Genomic DNA, 13,917 nt, shown 5'->3' on the forward strand with positions numbered 1-13,917 from the left:
AGCGCCGCGCCGGCCAGCGCCGCGCCGGCCAGCGCGCGCGCCGCCGCGATCATCCCGCGTCGCCGCTCACCTCCGTCCGCTCGCCCGCGCCCCCGCCCGCCCCGCCGCCCGCCCCGCCCCATCGCTTGCTCCCCTGCCGGCGCGTGCCCCGCCGCGCCTTGTCGCGCGCAGCCTAGCGTCCCACATCGCGCGGGCAAGCGCCCCGCGCTGGACCTGCTCGAACAAATCTGGAACAGACACCCGCATGGCCCTCACCACCCTCTCCGTCCGCGGCGCGCGCGAGCACAATCTCAAGGACGTGTCGGTCGACATCCCGCGCGACACGCTCACCGTGATCACCGGCCTGTCGGGCTCGGGCAAGTCGAGCCTGGCGTTCGACACGATCTACGCCGAGGGCCAGCGCCGCTACGTCGAGTCGCTCTCGGCCTATGCGCGCCAGTTCCTCGAGCTGATGCAGAAGCCCGACGTCGACCATATCGAGGGCCTCTCCCCCGCGATCTCGATCGAGCAGAAGACGACGAGCCGCAACCCGCGCTCGACGGTGGCGACCGTCACAGAGATCTACGATTACATGCGCCTGCTGTGGGCGCGCGTCGGCGTGCCCTACTCGCCGGTCACCGGGCTGCCGATCGCGGCGCAGACGGTCAGCCAGATGGTCGACCGCGTGATGGCGCTGCCCGAGGGGACGCGGCTGTACCTGCTCGCGCCGGTGGTGCGCGGGCGCAAGGGCGAGTATCGCAGGGAGCTGGCCGAGTGGCAGAAGGCGGGCTTCACCCGCGTCCGCATCGACGGCGCGGTGCATGAGATCGACGAGGCCCCCGCGCTCGACAAGAAGTACAAGCACGACATCGAGGTGGTGGTCGATCGCCTGGTCGTGCGCGAGGACGTCGCGACGCGCCTCGCCGACAGTTTCGAGACCGCGCTGAAGCTCGCCGACGGGCTCGCCTATGTCGACCCGGTGGACGCGGTGGAGCCGCGCACGCCCGAGAGCGTCGTGCTGGGCGACCACGCGCCCCCGGGGCGGATCGTCTTCTCGGAGAAGTTCGCCTGCCCGGTCAGCGGCTTCACCATCGCCGAGATCGAGCCGCGGCTGTTCTCGTTCAACGCGCCGCAGGGCGCCTGCCCGGCGTGCGACGGGCTCGGCGAGAAACTGGTGTTCGACGAGGACCTGATCGTCCCCAACCACGAGCTCAGCATCAAGAAGGGCGCGGTGGTGCCCTGGGCCAAGAGCAACCCGCCCTCGCCCTATTACATGCAGGTGATGGCGAGCCTGGCGCGCGAGCTCGGCTTCTCGCTCGACACGCCCTGGGGCGAGCTCCACCCCGAGGTGGCGGACAAGATCCTCTACGGCACCGAGGGGCAGCCGGTGACGCTGACCTTCATCGACGGCAAGAAGAGCTACGACGTCAGGAAGCCGTTCGAGGGCGTGATCGGCAACCTCAACCGCCGCATGCTCTCCACCGAGAGCGCGTGGATCAAGGAGGAGCTGGGCAAGTATCAGTCGTCGCAGCCGTGCGAGACCTGCCACGGCGCGCGGCTCAAGCCCGAGGCGCTCGCGGTGAAGATCGCGAACGAGGACATCAGCCACGCCACGCGGCTGAGCGTGGTCGACGCGCTCGCCTTCTTCACCGACCTGCCGAACCATCTCGGCGACCAGCAGCGCGCGATCGCCGAGCGGATCCTCAAGGAGATCATCGAGCGGCTCGGCTTCCTCAACAACGTCGGGCTCGACTATCTCAACCTCGACCGCACCTCGGGCACGCTCTCGGGCGGCGAGAGCCAGCGCATCCGCCTCGCCTCGCAGATCGGCAGCGGGCTGTCGGGGGTGCTGTACGTGCTCGACGAGCCCTCGATCGGGCTGCACCAGCGCGACAACGACATGCTGCTCGCCACGCTGCGCCGGCTGCGCGACCTCGGCAACACCGTGCTGGTGGTCGAGCATGACGAGGACGCGATCCGCACCGCCGATTACGTCATCGACATGGGGCCGGGCGCGGGCGTGCGCGGCGGCGAGGTGGTGGCGCAGGGGACGCTGCCCGAGCTGCTCGCCAGCACCGGCTCGGTGACCGCCGACTATCTCAACGGCGTGCGCGCGGTGCCGGTGCCGCCCAAGCGCCGCAAGGGCTCGGGCAAGAAGCTGACGGTGCACAACGCGCGCGCCAACAACCTCACCGGCGTGACCGCGTCGATCCCGCTCGGCACCTTCACCTGCGTGACCGGCGTGTCGGGCTCGGGCAAGTCGAGCTTCACCATCGACACGCTGTTCGCGGGGGCGGCGCGCCAGCTCAACGGCGCGCGCGTGCTGGCGGGCAAGCACGACAAGATCACCGGGCTGCAGCACCTCGACAAGGTGATCGACATCGACCAGTCGCCGATCGGCCGCACCCCGCGCTCGAACCCGGCGACGTACACGGGCGCCTTCACCCAGATCCGCGACTGGTTCGCCGGGCTGCCGGAATCGCTCGCGCGCGGCTACAAGCCCGGCCGGTTCAGCTTCAACGTCAAGGGCGGGCGCTGCGAGGCGTGCCAGGGCGACGGCGTGCTCAAGATCGAGATGCACTTCCTCCCCGACGTCTACGTCACCTGCGACGTGTGCCACGGCGCGCGCTACAACCGCGAGACGCTGGAGGTGAAGTTCAAGGGCCACTCGATCGCCGACGTGCTCGACATGACGGTGGAGGACGCCGCGGGCTTCTTCGCCAACGTGCCGCCGATCCGCGACAAGATGGCGATGCTGGTCGAGGTCGGGCTCGGCTACGTCAAGGTCGGCCAGCAGGCGACGACGTTGTCGGGCGGCGAGGCGCAGCGCGTCAAGCTCGCCAAGGAACTGTCGCGCCGCGCGACGGGGAACACGTTGTACATCCTCGACGAGCCGACGACCGGGCTGCACTTCGAGGACGTGCGCAAGCTGCTCGAGGTGCTTCACGCTCTGGTGGAGCAGGGCAACACCGTGGTGGTGATCGAGCACAACCTCGACGTGATCAAGACCGCCGACTGGATCATCGACCTGGGGCCGGAGGGCGGCGTCAAGGGCGGCGAGATCGTCGCCGAGGGCACGCCGGAGCAGGTGGTGAAGGAGACGCGGAGCTATACGGGGCGGTATCTCGCGCCGCTGCTGGGGAAGCGCGGGGTGGCCGTGAAGGCGGAGGCCGAGGCGGCGGAGTGAGGTAGACAGTCAGAATAGCTTATGCTGTCTCGAACTCTACCTTCTTCATTATCTCAGTAGCCAATGCGAGAGCCGCTACCATTTCACCCTTGCAAATATGAGAAGAGAGAGCGCTCACCCCCTCTTCGTCGTTCGCAAAGCCAATAAGGGTTTTAAACGGTTCGCCGCGGTGAATTGCGAGTTTCCGCCTGCACGCTGAGAGCGTTACATATAAGGGCGAATCAAGCGGAAACTCGCTATTCTCCTCAGGGATCCCGGAAGATTTCTCGTCGACTAAGCGTGCCGCCATGAAGAGCACAGCCATCGCACGCGCTATCTTGTCCGGCCTATTTTCCGGAACAGGAAAAGCCCGGAAGAAAAACTGAGTAGAGTAAAATAGAGCCTCGCGAAGAGTAGCAAGGAGACTTTCGCGCGTATCACTCTCCGCATAGATGGCGGAGAACGCGAGTGCGGCATCGCGGTCGGCCAAAGCGTCATACTCGGCCATGACGCTTGGACCAGCTATACTTTTGAGCTCCTTCACGTTCCCATGGAGTGAAAGGCCTTGCGAGGTGTGGCGGATCTCGTGAAACAGATAAGTGACGAACACTCTTTCCAGCAAGGCAGGTAACTCGGATACGTCCAAGACCTCACCCCGTTCGTCGAACTCTCGCCGCACAACCTCTACGACAGCACTAAGAATGCGGGATACTGGCTCTTCGTCAATCGCCAGAACGCCGCCGTTGAGCATAAACGCGCCAGCAGATGCGGCGAGCGACTTGATCGTCACAGAACCGACGCTTGCGACTGCATCGTAGAATTTGCCATTTAACTCGGCAGCGTGCGCACCATCGCCGCAGGTGTAACTCGTGAGCTTGGCGCACGCTTTCGCTGCCCCATCCTCAAGGCGACCCAGTAGGTCAATCTGAACGTCCGGGAATGTCTCACTGACCGGCATAAAGCCCCCTGTTCAAATGTTTGTCCCCGGCCTCCCTCGGGATCCTTAGGTACCCGTTAAGCACTCCTGTCGCAACCGTGCCAAAGAAGTTCCAACCTTCGGTTTGCCGCTCCTCACGCTCCATTCGACGCAGAACGCCCGGCGATAACGTTGACACTGGACCCCAATAGGATGCCCATAGGTAAACAATCTCGTTGGGTTGGCGTTGATTGCGTCAGCTCGCGTTTTTGTATCTGGGAGAATCACATGTTTCACGCAGGCTCGGGGGGTACGGGCGTTGGGACATACGATCATGGGGACGATCGGTCCCCCGAGAAGCGCCAGTATACCGTCAAAGGCATAGAAGCCGAGACAGTCACGCTAATGCGATCGGCGGCAAATAAGGAAGGAATGAAAATCGGCAGCTGGGTCTCCCTTCGTATGAGGGAAGCTGCAGAACGCGCGCTTGCAAATGGAGACGACTGCAGCTTAACAAAACAGGCGGATTTGAAGTTAGACAATGCGGTCAGCCGTATGGCTGCGGTTCTCGAACGTTATGAACGTAACGTAGAGGCGCGACTTGTCGTCGTTGAACGCGAATTACATGAAATTACGAGCAGCCAACGCTCTATTTTGTCAGCACTTATACAACAGCGCTCTGAGTAGCATCTCGGGTGAGAGTGGCGGTTTTCGGGTGTCAGGATGACCGCCAACCCCGCGGCAGCAGCCCATCTTGCGTTTCGCTCCGGCTGAGGGGGCAATCGAGGCAAGACCGCCGCCTTTAACGTAGCGCGGTGCCGTCCGCCTGCCATCGTCCGCGCTGACCCGATCTGGCGAGCGGCGACGCTCCTCCGGTCAGCCGGCGCGCGCCCCCCTGTCCTACACCGTCCAACACCGCGCACCCTCGCCGCCTCCCCTAGCCGCAGCGAGCCGCGCCCCATGACCGTCATGTCACCGATGGAAGGCATCACCGCCCCCGCACGCCGGGCCGAGACGCCCCCCACCCCCGCCCCCGACCCGCTCGCCACCCCGTTCATCCCCTCGCGCCGCGCCGACGGCTGGTCCGCCGAGCGCCAGCGCGCCTTCCTCGAAGCCATCGCGGAGGGCCATGGCGTCGAACGCGCCGCCGCGCGCGTCGGCCTCTCCGCCACCTCGGCCTTCGCCTTCCGCCGCTCGGCCAAGGGCAGCGCCTTCGCGCTCGGCTGGCGCGCCGCCACCCTGGTCGCGCGCGAGACCGTCGCCGAGACGCTGATGGCGCGCGCGATCGAGGGCCAGACCGACACCTATGTCCGCGCCGACGGCTCCACCGTCACGCGCCACCGCCACGACAACCGGCTCGCGCTCGGGCTGCTCCACCGGCTCGACCGCCAGGTCGAGTCCGCGCCCGAGGCGGACGCGCAGGCGGCGCGGCTGGTCGCGCAGGAGTTCGACGCCTTCCTCGACCTCGTCGCGGCCGAGGGCGGCGCCGCGCGCGCCGCGGAGGTCGACGTCGCCGACCTCGACGCCGCGGCGCGCCACGCGTGGAGCGCGGCGCAATGGGCGCGCGCCGAGGCGGCCGGGCTGGTGGTGCTCGCCCCGCCCGCGCCCGATCCGACATCGGCGGAGACGTCGCCCGAGGCTCAACATTCGCAACGTTCGGGCGTGTGGTGGGACGCGGGGGCGCGCGACTGGCGCACGCATTTCCCGCCGCCCTACGCTTTCTCCGGCGAGGAACAGGGCGTCCCCGGCGACCGCGCCTATGCGCGCGCGCTCACCCCGGCGGAGGCGCGCGTGATGGGGCCCGGGCCGGACCGGATCGGCGACGACGAGTGGGACTCGCTGGTCGAGGCGCGCGACGCCTGGTTCACCGCCGCGGCCGCGCGCGCCGACGTCCCCGCCCCGCCGACCGCGCGCAGCACCCATGCCGAGCAGGCCGCGGGCGCGTGGGACGCGCGCCGCGGCGGGAAGCCGCTCGGGCCGGCGAGCATCGAGCTGCTCCACCGGCTGCGGGTCGCCGCGCGTGCGCCGCGGTCGCCGCAGGAGGAGAGCGCCTGGGCGCTGTGGCAGGAGGCGGACACGTGGGACGACGAGGCCGACGACACCGCCGCCTTCATGATCGAGTGCACGGGTGAACCTTCGCCGCGGCGCGACGTTGCCGGGGACGATCCGGACACGATGGGAGACGATGAGATGAGCATCTTCGGCGCGATCAAGAAGGCGATCTTCGGCGACAAGGGCCCGCTCGGCGGCCAGTTCGGCGGGCACAAGGACGCCCCCGCGGGCGCCGCACCGTCCCCTGCCCCGGGCGCACCGCCCGCGACTCCGGCGACTCCCGCGACACCGGCGACGCCCGGTGCACCGGCCGCTCCCGCGGCGCCCGCCGCCCCGGTCGACGTCGAGCAGGTGCTCACCGGCATCCAGCAGCGCAAGGGCAACCCCGACCTCAACTGGCGCACCTCGATCGTCGACCTGATGAAGCTGCTCGACATCGACTCGAACCTGTCCAACCGCAAGGAGCTCGCCACCGAGCTCGGTTATACCGGCCCGCTCGACGGCTCGGCCGAGATGAACATCTGGCTCCACCGCGCGGTGATGCGCGAGCTGGAGAAGAACGGCGGCACCGTGCCAGCGTCGCTGCGCGACTGAGGGGCTGGCCCCATCCCGCTCGGCGGGACTGGTGGTGGAGTGGTTCTCCCCGCGGGCGCGGCGTTCGCGGGGCGCCCCCTCCACCAGCCTGCGGCGGGTCCCCCTTCCCGTGCCGGCGAGGATCGCCCTACGCCGCGTCGAGCTCGGGATAGTGGCGGAAGATGCCCTCCTCGCCGAACGGCAGCCGCCGCGCGCCGGCGAGGTAGGTGCTCACCCCGGCGAGCGCGGCGACCGAGTCGTGCAGCGCCGCCAGCCCGGGGTAGCGCGGCGCCAGCGTCGCCATCCGCCGCGGGAAGGCGTAGCGCAGGCCCGCCATCACCTGGAACAGCGAGGTGTCGACGTAGCTCCAGCGACCGCCCGTGACCCACTCGCCGCTGGAGGCGCGAGTCGCCGCCTCGAAATGGTCGAGGAACTTGGGGAGCCGCTCGTCGCGGAACGGCGCCGCGGCGCGCGCCGCCTCGGGTCTCTGCTCCTCGTAATAGGCCATCGCTGCGACGGGGTGGTGGACGTTGTGCGCCTCGGCGACCAGGTCCGCGACGGTGAGCTGCAGCTGGTGGACCCAGTAGCGCTCGGCGATGCTGGAGGGCGCCAGCCCGTGACGGTCGCCGAGGTACAGCAGGATGTCCGCCACCTGCGCCACCGCGTGGCCGTCGAGCGCGAGATAGGGCGGCGCGAACGGCGCGCGCGGCTGGCGCGCCGTCATGTCCGCCAGCATCGCCTCCACGCCGTGGACGCGCGCGCTGTCCTCATAGTCGATCCCGCCCGCCTCCAGCGCGAGCCGGACGAACTCGCCGCGCCCCTGGATCGTCGGCCAATACCATAGCTTGTAGACGCCGCTCACGCCGGCTCGCCCGGCGCGGTGGCGCGGATCGCCAGCGCGTGGACATGGTCGGCGAGCAGCGCGGCGAGCGCGCGGTTGACGAGGCGCTGCCGCTCGACCCGCGACCGGCCGGCGAAGGCGGGGCTCTCGACCAGCACGCGGAAATGGCTCTCGCCGCTGCCGTCGTCGCCGGCATGGCCGCGGTGGAGCGCGCTCTCGTTGATCACCTCGAGGTGCGACGGGGCGAGCGCGGCGGTGAGACGGGCGGTGATCTCGGCCGCGATCGGCCCGGTGGAAGCGTCGGTCATCCACCCCATATACAGCGCTTTGTCGGGGAAGCGACGGCAGTCCAGTGAAGCTCAACAAGGATCGACCACAGACGCGTTTCCACGGCCGCGTGGAGGGCGCGGCCCAGGAATGCGCGCATCCCGGCTGCGCCGAGGCGGGCGAGTTCCGCGCGCCGCCGCTGGAGGGCCCCGCCAACGCCGAGGGGCCGCCGCGCTTCCGCTGGTTCTGCCTCGACCATATCCGCGCGTTCAACGCGGGCTACAATTATTTCGACGGCATGACCGCGGAGGAGATCCACCACGCGCAGCGCCCGCTGGCGGGGTGGGAGCGCGAGACCCGCGCCTTCGCGCGCGCCGCCGCGGGCGACCAGGGCCCGCGCTGGGCCGACTTCACCGACCCGCTCGACGCGATCGGTGCGCGCTTCCGCCGCACCGCCGCGCCCGAGCGGGCGGACGGCAGGCCGCTGTCGGGCGAGGACCGGCGCAACCTCGAGACGCTCGGGTTGGCGGCGGACGCCGATCGCGCCGCGCTGCGCCGCCGCTATTCCGAGCTGGTGCGCCGCTACCATCCCGACCGCAACGGCGGCGATCGCAGCCACGAGGCGATGCTGGCCAAGGTGATCGGCGCCTACCACCAGCTCCGCCAGGCGCCGGCCTTCGCCTGACGCTCGCCGGGACGGGTCAGCGCGGGGGCTGACGGCGCGGCGCGGGCGTCATATGACGTCGAGGACGAGCCCGAGTTCGCGCGCCTCGTTCGCCTCGATGTACCAATTGTCAGGGGCGCGGCGCTTCAGTTCGTCCAGGGTCACCCGGCTGCCGCGGACGAGGTCGGCGAACCCCTCCTCCTGGATTCGGATCGAGTCGGCGATCTCGTTGAGCTTGGCCTTCAGCACGGGCGGGATGGTGTTGAGCGGGCCGGAGAGCTGGAGCGTGCTGGTCATGCTGCGCTCGTGGATCATCAGCCGGGAGTTGCGCGTGAGGAAGCGGCACTCGACCGGGAAGGCGGACATGAAGGTGCTTCCGGCCGAATAGACAGCGACCTTGCCGAGGAACAGCGCCTCGCGGCCTGTATACTCGCGTAGCAGGCGGATCGAGTCGCCCATCGCGCGCGCCATCTCGGGGTCGCCGCCGAGCGTCGTGAGCGAGACGACGATCGGGCCGTCGGCCGGAGCCAGCGCGAGTTGCTCTTTGAACCGCGCGTACATGGAATCGTCCACGGTGCCGTGGAGCTGGATGTGCGGGTTGGCGAGGAGCGGGTAGCGGGCCGCGTTGCTGTCGGTCATGGCGGCGGTAAGCGACAGGGAGGAGGAGGGTTCCCTGTCGTGGGTCGATAAAGTCGATGCCCGCTTGACCGCTCTGTCGCGGCGCCCGATCTTGGCCGCCATGGCCTCGCTCATTCATCCGCGCGTCAGCGTCGATCCGGCGGTCTGCGGCGGACGCCCCGTCATCGCGGGCACACGCGTGCGGGTCAGCGACGTGCTCGACATGCTAGCGGGCGGGGCGAGCGTCGGTGAGATCGTCGCCGACTTCCCCTATGTCAGCGCCGAGGACGTCGCCGCCGCGCTCGCCTTCGCCGCGCGCGACACGGACCACCCGGTCGTTACCGCGAAGGGATGATCTTCCTGGTCGACGCGCAGCTGCCGCCGCGGCTGTGCGACTTCCTCCGGGTGCGCGATCACATCGCTCACCATGTCAGCGACCAGGGTCTTGCCGCCGCGCCCGACGCCGTCATCGCGAGGGAAGCCGAGCGGATCCAGGCGGTGCTCGTCACCAAGGACGAGGACTTCCGCTACCTTCGCCTGCCCGATCGCTTCGCCCTACTGTGGCTTCGCGTCGGAAATGCCAGCAACCGTGGCCTCGTGGCCTGGCTGACACCGCGTTGGCCGATGATCGACCAGGCCCTTGCCGCCGGCGAGCGCCTGGTCGAGGTCCGCTGATCAGTAGACGCGCTTCTTCGGCTTGATGTACTCGACGTCGTCGGTGAGCGTGTAGTCGTGGACCGGGCGATAGTCGATCGCGGTGGCGCCGCTCTTGCCGCCCCAGCCCTCGAACGTGGTGATCGTGTGCTTCATCCAGTTGGCGTCGTCGCGCTCCGGGAAGTCCTCGTGCATGTGCGCGCCGCGGCTCTCCTTGCGGTTGGCCGCGCTCTTCATCGTCACCACCGCCTGGCCGATGAGGTTGTCGAGCTCGAGCGTCTCGATCAGGTCGGTGTTCCAGACGAGCGAGCGGTCGGTCACGCCGACGTCCTGCACGCCCTGGTAGATCGCCTCGATCTTCTCGACGCCCTCGGCGAGCAGCGCCGAGTCGCGGAACACCGCGCAGTGGCGCTGCATCGTCCGCTGCATCTCGCCGCGCAGCTTGGCGGTCGGCGTACCGCCGCTCGCGTGGCGGAAATGATCGAGCCGGCTCAGCGCCATCTCCTCCGAGCCCGCGGGCAGCGGGTTGTGCGGCGTGTTGGGCTTGAGCGTCTCCTTCAGCCGCAGCCCAGTGGCGCGGCCGAACACGACGAGGTCGATCAGCGAGTTGGAGCCGAGCCGGTTGGCGCCGTGGACCGAGACGCAGGCCGCCTCGCCGACCGCGAACAGCCCGGGGACGACCGAGTCAGGGTCGCCGTCCCTCAGCCGCACGACCTCGCCGTGATAGTTACACGGCACGCCGCCCATGTTGTAATGGACCGTCGGGGTCACCGGCAGCGGCTGGCGCGTCAGGTCGACGCCGGCGAAGATCTTGCCCGTCTCGGTGATCCCGGGCAGCCGCTCGTGCAGCACCTTGGGGTCGATATGGTCGAGGTGGAGGAAGATATGGTCCTTCTCCTTGCCGACGCCGCGGCCCTCGCGCATCTCCATCGCCATCGAGCGCGCCACCACGTCGCGGCTGGCGAGGTCCTTGGCGCTGGGGGCGTAGCGCTCCATGAAGCGCTCGCCCTCGGAGTTGGTGAGGTAACCGCCCTCGCCGCGCGCGCCCTCGGTGATCAGCACGCCCGCGCCGTAGATGCCGGTCGGGTGGAACTGGACGAACTCCATGTCCTGCAGCGGCAGGCCGGCGCGCAGCGCCATGCCGTTGCCGTCCCCGGTGCAGGTATGCGCCGAGGTGGCCGACTGGTAGACGCGCCCGCCGCCCCCGGTGGCGAGCACCACCGCGTGCGCGCGGAAGCGGTGAATCGAGCCGTCCTCCATGCACAGAGCGATCACGCCGCGGCAGGCGCCGTTCTCCATGATCAGGTCGAGCGCGAAATATTCGACGTAGAAGTCGGCGTCATACTTCAGGCTCTGCTGGTACAGCGCGTGGAGCATGGCGTGGCCGGTGCGGTCCGCCGCGGCGCAGGTGCGCTGCACCGGCGGGCCCTCGCCCATGTTCTGCATGTGGCCGCCGAACGGGCGCTGGTAGATCGTGCCGTTGTCGTTGCGGCTGAACGGCACGCCGGCATGTTCCAGCTCGTAGACCGCGGCCGGCGCCTCGCGCACCATATACTCGATCGCGTCCTGGTCGCCGAGCCAGTCGGAGCCCTTGACGGTGTCGAACATGTGCCACGACCAATGGTCGGGCGAGTTGTTGCCGAGCGAGGCGGCGATCCCGCCCTGCGCCGCGACGGTGTGGCTGCGCGTCGGGAACACCTTGGTGATGCAGGCGGTCTTCAGCCCGCTCTCGGCGATCCCCATGGTCGCGCGCAGCCCCGAGCCGCCCGCGCCGACGACCACCGCGTCATAGGTGTGGTCGATGATCTTGTACGCGTCGGACATCAGGCGGCGGCTCCGAAGGCGACCTTGAGGATCGAGAAGATGGCGACCCCGGCGGTCGCGGCGGTGAACAGGTTGAGCAGGATCGTCAGCACGAAGCGGTTCTCTTTGTGCGAGTAATCCTCGATCACCACCTGCAGCCCGAGGCGGAAGTGATAGAAGACCGAGGCGATCAGCAGCGCCATCGGCACCGCCGCCCAGGCCGAGGAGAGCCACAGCCGCACGGTGGTGTGGTCATAGGAGGGCAGCATCGCGATCGACGCCAGGAACCACACCAGCAGCAGGAAATTGGTGCCCGCGGTGATCTTGTGGTGCCACCAGTGATGCGCCCCGGCGTGCGCGCTGCCCAGCCCGCGGACGCGGCCGATCTCGGTCGTCATTACTTGAGCCCCAGGAGGAGAAACCAGAAGCCGGCGGTGAGCAGCACCGACAGGACGAAGGTGAGCAGCGCCAGCGTGCGGTTGACCTTCAGCTCGAACGCCGCGCCGGTGTCGAGGATGAGATGGCGGATGCCGCTCATCATGTGCTGGAACAGCGACCAGGTGAGCCCGACGCCGACGATCCAGCCGAGCGGGTTGAGCGCCCCGCTCGCGGTGGTGAACACGTCGAGGAACACGCCGTACGCCTGCGGTCCGGCGGCGATCGCGGCGAGCCACCACACCAGCAGCAGCGTCCCCACCGTCGCCATGCCGTCGCCGGTGACGCGGTGGAAGATCGAGGCGGTCATCGCCGGCGACCAGCGATAGTGCAGCCGCAGCGGGCCGCTGAACAGATGCGGGCTGCGCGGGCGGGCGGGTTTGGAGGCCAAGCGCTGGGTTCCTCGGGTGACGATACGGCGGACAGATTTGGCGCGGTCTATGCGTCCAGCCGCGGCGTGATGCAAGCTTGGTGCCGGGTGCGCGGCGTCGAATCGGCGAGCGTTGCCTAACCCACTGTTAACCCGGGAGCGCTAGCTAGAGCGTCGACTCTGACCATCCCGGGAGCCGCTCCTTGCCCCACGACCTGCCGCCGATCGGATCGGTCGCCGCTACCTTCGACCTCACCGCCCGCTTCCGCGTGTTCGACGTCGACGGCCGGCTGACCCAGGCGTCGCGCGACGTGTGGGAGGCGCTGGCACCGCGCGTCCGGGAGATCGCGCACGCCTATTGGGAGCAGTGGCAGCGCTGCTTCGCCGACCGCCGCTCGTGGGCGACGCACGAGACCGAGCGGATGATCGACCTGGGCTGCACCTTCCTCGAGAACCGCTTCCTGCGCACCCGCGAGCGCGCCTGGATCGAGTCGATCGAGCGCTCGGTCGCCGGCGCCTATGCCGCCGACGTCACGCCGATGGCGCTCCTGTCGATGATCAGCGCGAGCGACCGCGCCGCGCTCGACGTGCTGATGGCGACGGTGGCGCGCGACGATCCGCGGCTGCCCGAGCTGGTCGACACGCTGATGCGCCTGTCCGCGCTGGAGGGGGAGATCACGGTCGAGATGTACGCCTCCTACCGCGAGCACCGCGCGCAGGTGGCGCGCGACCGGCTCGCCGCCGAGTTCCGCGACGGCATCGCGGTGACGGTGGAGGACACCACGCGCGAGGGCGACAACCTCCGCGCCCAGGCCTCCCACGCGTCCTCGGCGGCGCGCGGCATGCTGGGCAAGACCAGCGAGGTCGCCGCCGCGGCGGAACAGTCGGCGGTGGCGATGCGCGACGCCGCCTCCACCGCGGCGGGGCTGATCCGCGCGATCGAGGACGCGCGCGCCGAGGTCGAGGTCGCCGCCGATATCGCCACGCGCGCCGCCGGCCAGGCGGGCGACGCGGTCAACGTCTCGGGCGCGCTGAGCGACCATGCCAAGTCGATCGAGTCGATCCTGGGGCTGATCCGCGACATCGCGGGCCAGACCAACCTGCTCGCGCTCAACGCCACGATCGAGGCGGCGCGCGCGGGCGACGCCGGGCGCGGCTTCGCGGTGGTGGCGCAGGAGGTGAAGAGCCTCGCCAGCCAGACCGCGCGCGCCACCGACGACATCGCCGCCAAGATCGCCGCGATCCAGGCCGCCACGCGGGTCACGGTCGACACCTCGGCCTCGATCCGCACCACCGTCGCCGAGGTGCAGGATTCGGCGACGCGGATCCGCCACGCGATGGAGTCGCAGGCGCAGACCGTCACCGCGATCACCGCGGCGGTGGACGAGACCGCGCTGGCGGCCGACTCGATGTCGCACACGATCGCCGCGATCCGCGAGGACACCGAGACGGTGGCGACCGAGATCGACCGGCTCGGGGCGGGCTTCGACTCGCTGGCTGGCCGTCTCGGCGCGCTGGACGGCCACGCCGGCGACTTCGCCAGCAAGGTCGCGGCCTGATCTTTTCCTTCGGGTGCGAG

At 69.3% G+C, this 13,917-nt stretch carries 14 protein-coding genes; 7 read left to right on the forward strand and 7 right to left on the reverse strand.

The features are described 5' to 3' along the window. Positions 1–244 precede the first annotated feature (244 nt). Positions 245–3,166, forward strand: coding sequence for an excinuclease ABC subunit UvrA (gene uvrA / locus KZ813_RS10120; RefSeq protein WP_219754877.1), 2,922 nt, complete (start codon positions 245–247; stop codon positions 3,164–3,166). Between the two features lie 19 nt (positions 3,167–3,185). Here uvrA and KZ813_RS10125 read toward each other — a convergent pair whose 3' ends face one another. Next, the gene (locus KZ813_RS10125; RefSeq protein ID WP_219754878.1) at positions 3,186–4,103 is read right to left on the reverse strand and encodes a hypothetical protein; all 918 of its coding nucleotides are present in this window, start codon (positions 4,101–4,103) and stop codon (positions 3,186–3,188) included. A gap of 246 nt (positions 4,104–4,349) precedes the next feature. On the opposite strand from KZ813_RS10125, the gene KZ813_RS10130 reads away from it, so the two are divergent. Then, positions 4,350–4,748: a hypothetical protein gene (locus KZ813_RS10130; RefSeq protein ID WP_219754879.1), complete on the forward strand. Its 399-nt coding sequence runs from the start codon at positions 4,350–4,352 to the stop codon at positions 4,746–4,748. 273 nt (positions 4,749–5,021) lie between these two features. Further along, entirely contained in the window at positions 5,022–6,707 is a 1,686-nt protein-coding gene (locus tag KZ813_RS20375; RefSeq protein ID WP_308461853.1) for a DUF3597 domain-containing protein, read from the forward strand. 127 nt (positions 6,708–6,834) lie between these two features. On the opposite strand, the gene KZ813_RS10140 is transcribed toward KZ813_RS20375, so the two are convergent. Beyond that, positions 6,835–7,548, reverse strand: a complete 714-nt coding sequence (locus tag KZ813_RS10140; RefSeq protein WP_219754880.1) for a glutathione S-transferase — start codon at positions 7,546–7,548, stop codon at positions 6,835–6,837. Further along, positions 7,545–7,835, reverse strand: coding sequence for a BolA family protein (locus tag KZ813_RS10145; protein ID WP_219754881.1), 291 nt, complete (start codon positions 7,833–7,835; stop codon positions 7,545–7,547). The genes KZ813_RS10140 and KZ813_RS10145 overlap by 4 nt, the downstream gene beginning before the upstream one ends. 44 nt (positions 7,836–7,879) lie before the next feature. On the opposite strand from KZ813_RS10145, the gene KZ813_RS10150 reads away from it, so the two are divergent. After that, positions 7,880–8,479, forward strand: coding sequence for a DnaJ domain-containing protein (locus KZ813_RS10150; RefSeq protein ID WP_219754882.1), 600 nt, complete (start codon positions 7,880–7,882; stop codon positions 8,477–8,479). A gap of 48 nt (positions 8,480–8,527) precedes the next feature. On the opposite strand, the gene KZ813_RS10155 is transcribed toward KZ813_RS10150, so the two are convergent. Then, the gene (locus tag KZ813_RS10155; RefSeq protein ID WP_219754883.1) at positions 8,528–9,097 is read right to left on the reverse strand and encodes an ATP-dependent Clp protease proteolytic subunit; all 570 of its coding nucleotides are present in this window, start codon (positions 9,095–9,097) and stop codon (positions 8,528–8,530) included. Here KZ813_RS10155 and KZ813_RS20105 point away from each other — a divergent pair. Further along, a complete protein-coding gene (locus KZ813_RS20105; protein WP_258046640.1) occupies positions 9,084–9,431 on the forward strand; it encodes a DUF433 domain-containing protein in 348 nt (115 codons plus the stop codon). The two genes, KZ813_RS10155 and KZ813_RS20105, sit on opposite strands and share 14 nt — an antisense overlap. Further along, a complete protein-coding gene (locus tag KZ813_RS10165; RefSeq protein WP_219754884.1) occupies positions 9,428–9,751 on the forward strand; it encodes a DUF5615 family PIN-like protein in 324 nt (107 codons plus the stop codon). The genes KZ813_RS20105 and KZ813_RS10165 overlap by 4 nt, the downstream gene beginning before the upstream one ends. On the opposite strand, the gene sdhA is transcribed toward KZ813_RS10165, so the two are convergent. Genes sdhA through sdhC form a run of 3 tightly spaced genes read right to left on the reverse strand, consistent with a single transcriptional unit; the run spans position 9,752 to position 12,359 of the window. Beyond that, complete coding sequence (sdhA, locus tag KZ813_RS10170) at positions 9,752–11,554, reverse strand: succinate dehydrogenase flavoprotein subunit (protein WP_219754885.1); 1,803 nt, start codon at positions 11,552–11,554, stop codon at positions 9,752–9,754. Next, on the reverse strand, positions 11,554–11,931 hold the full coding sequence (gene sdhD, locus KZ813_RS10175; RefSeq protein WP_219754886.1) for a succinate dehydrogenase, hydrophobic membrane anchor protein: 378 nt from the start codon (positions 11,929–11,931) through the stop codon (positions 11,554–11,556). Before sdhD ends, sdhA begins: the two co-directional genes overlap by 1 nt. After that, positions 11,931–12,359: a succinate dehydrogenase, cytochrome b556 subunit gene (sdhC, locus tag KZ813_RS10180; protein WP_219754887.1), complete on the reverse strand. Its 429-nt coding sequence runs from the start codon at positions 12,357–12,359 to the stop codon at positions 11,931–11,933. The genes sdhD and sdhC overlap by 1 nt, the downstream gene beginning before the upstream one ends. Positions 12,360–12,541: 182 nt before the next feature. Here sdhC and KZ813_RS10185 point away from each other — a divergent pair, with 182 nt between their 5' ends. After that, the gene (locus KZ813_RS10185) at positions 12,542–13,897 is read left to right on the forward strand and encodes a methyl-accepting chemotaxis protein (RefSeq protein WP_258046641.1); all 1,356 of its coding nucleotides are present in this window, start codon (positions 12,542–12,544) and stop codon (positions 13,895–13,897) included. Positions 13,898–13,917 lie beyond the last annotated feature (20 nt).

The sequence above is a fragment of the Sphingomonas folli genome (assembly GCF_019429525.1).
Lineage (GTDB): Bacteria > Pseudomonadota > Alphaproteobacteria > Sphingomonadales > Sphingomonadaceae > Sphingomonas > Sphingomonas folii.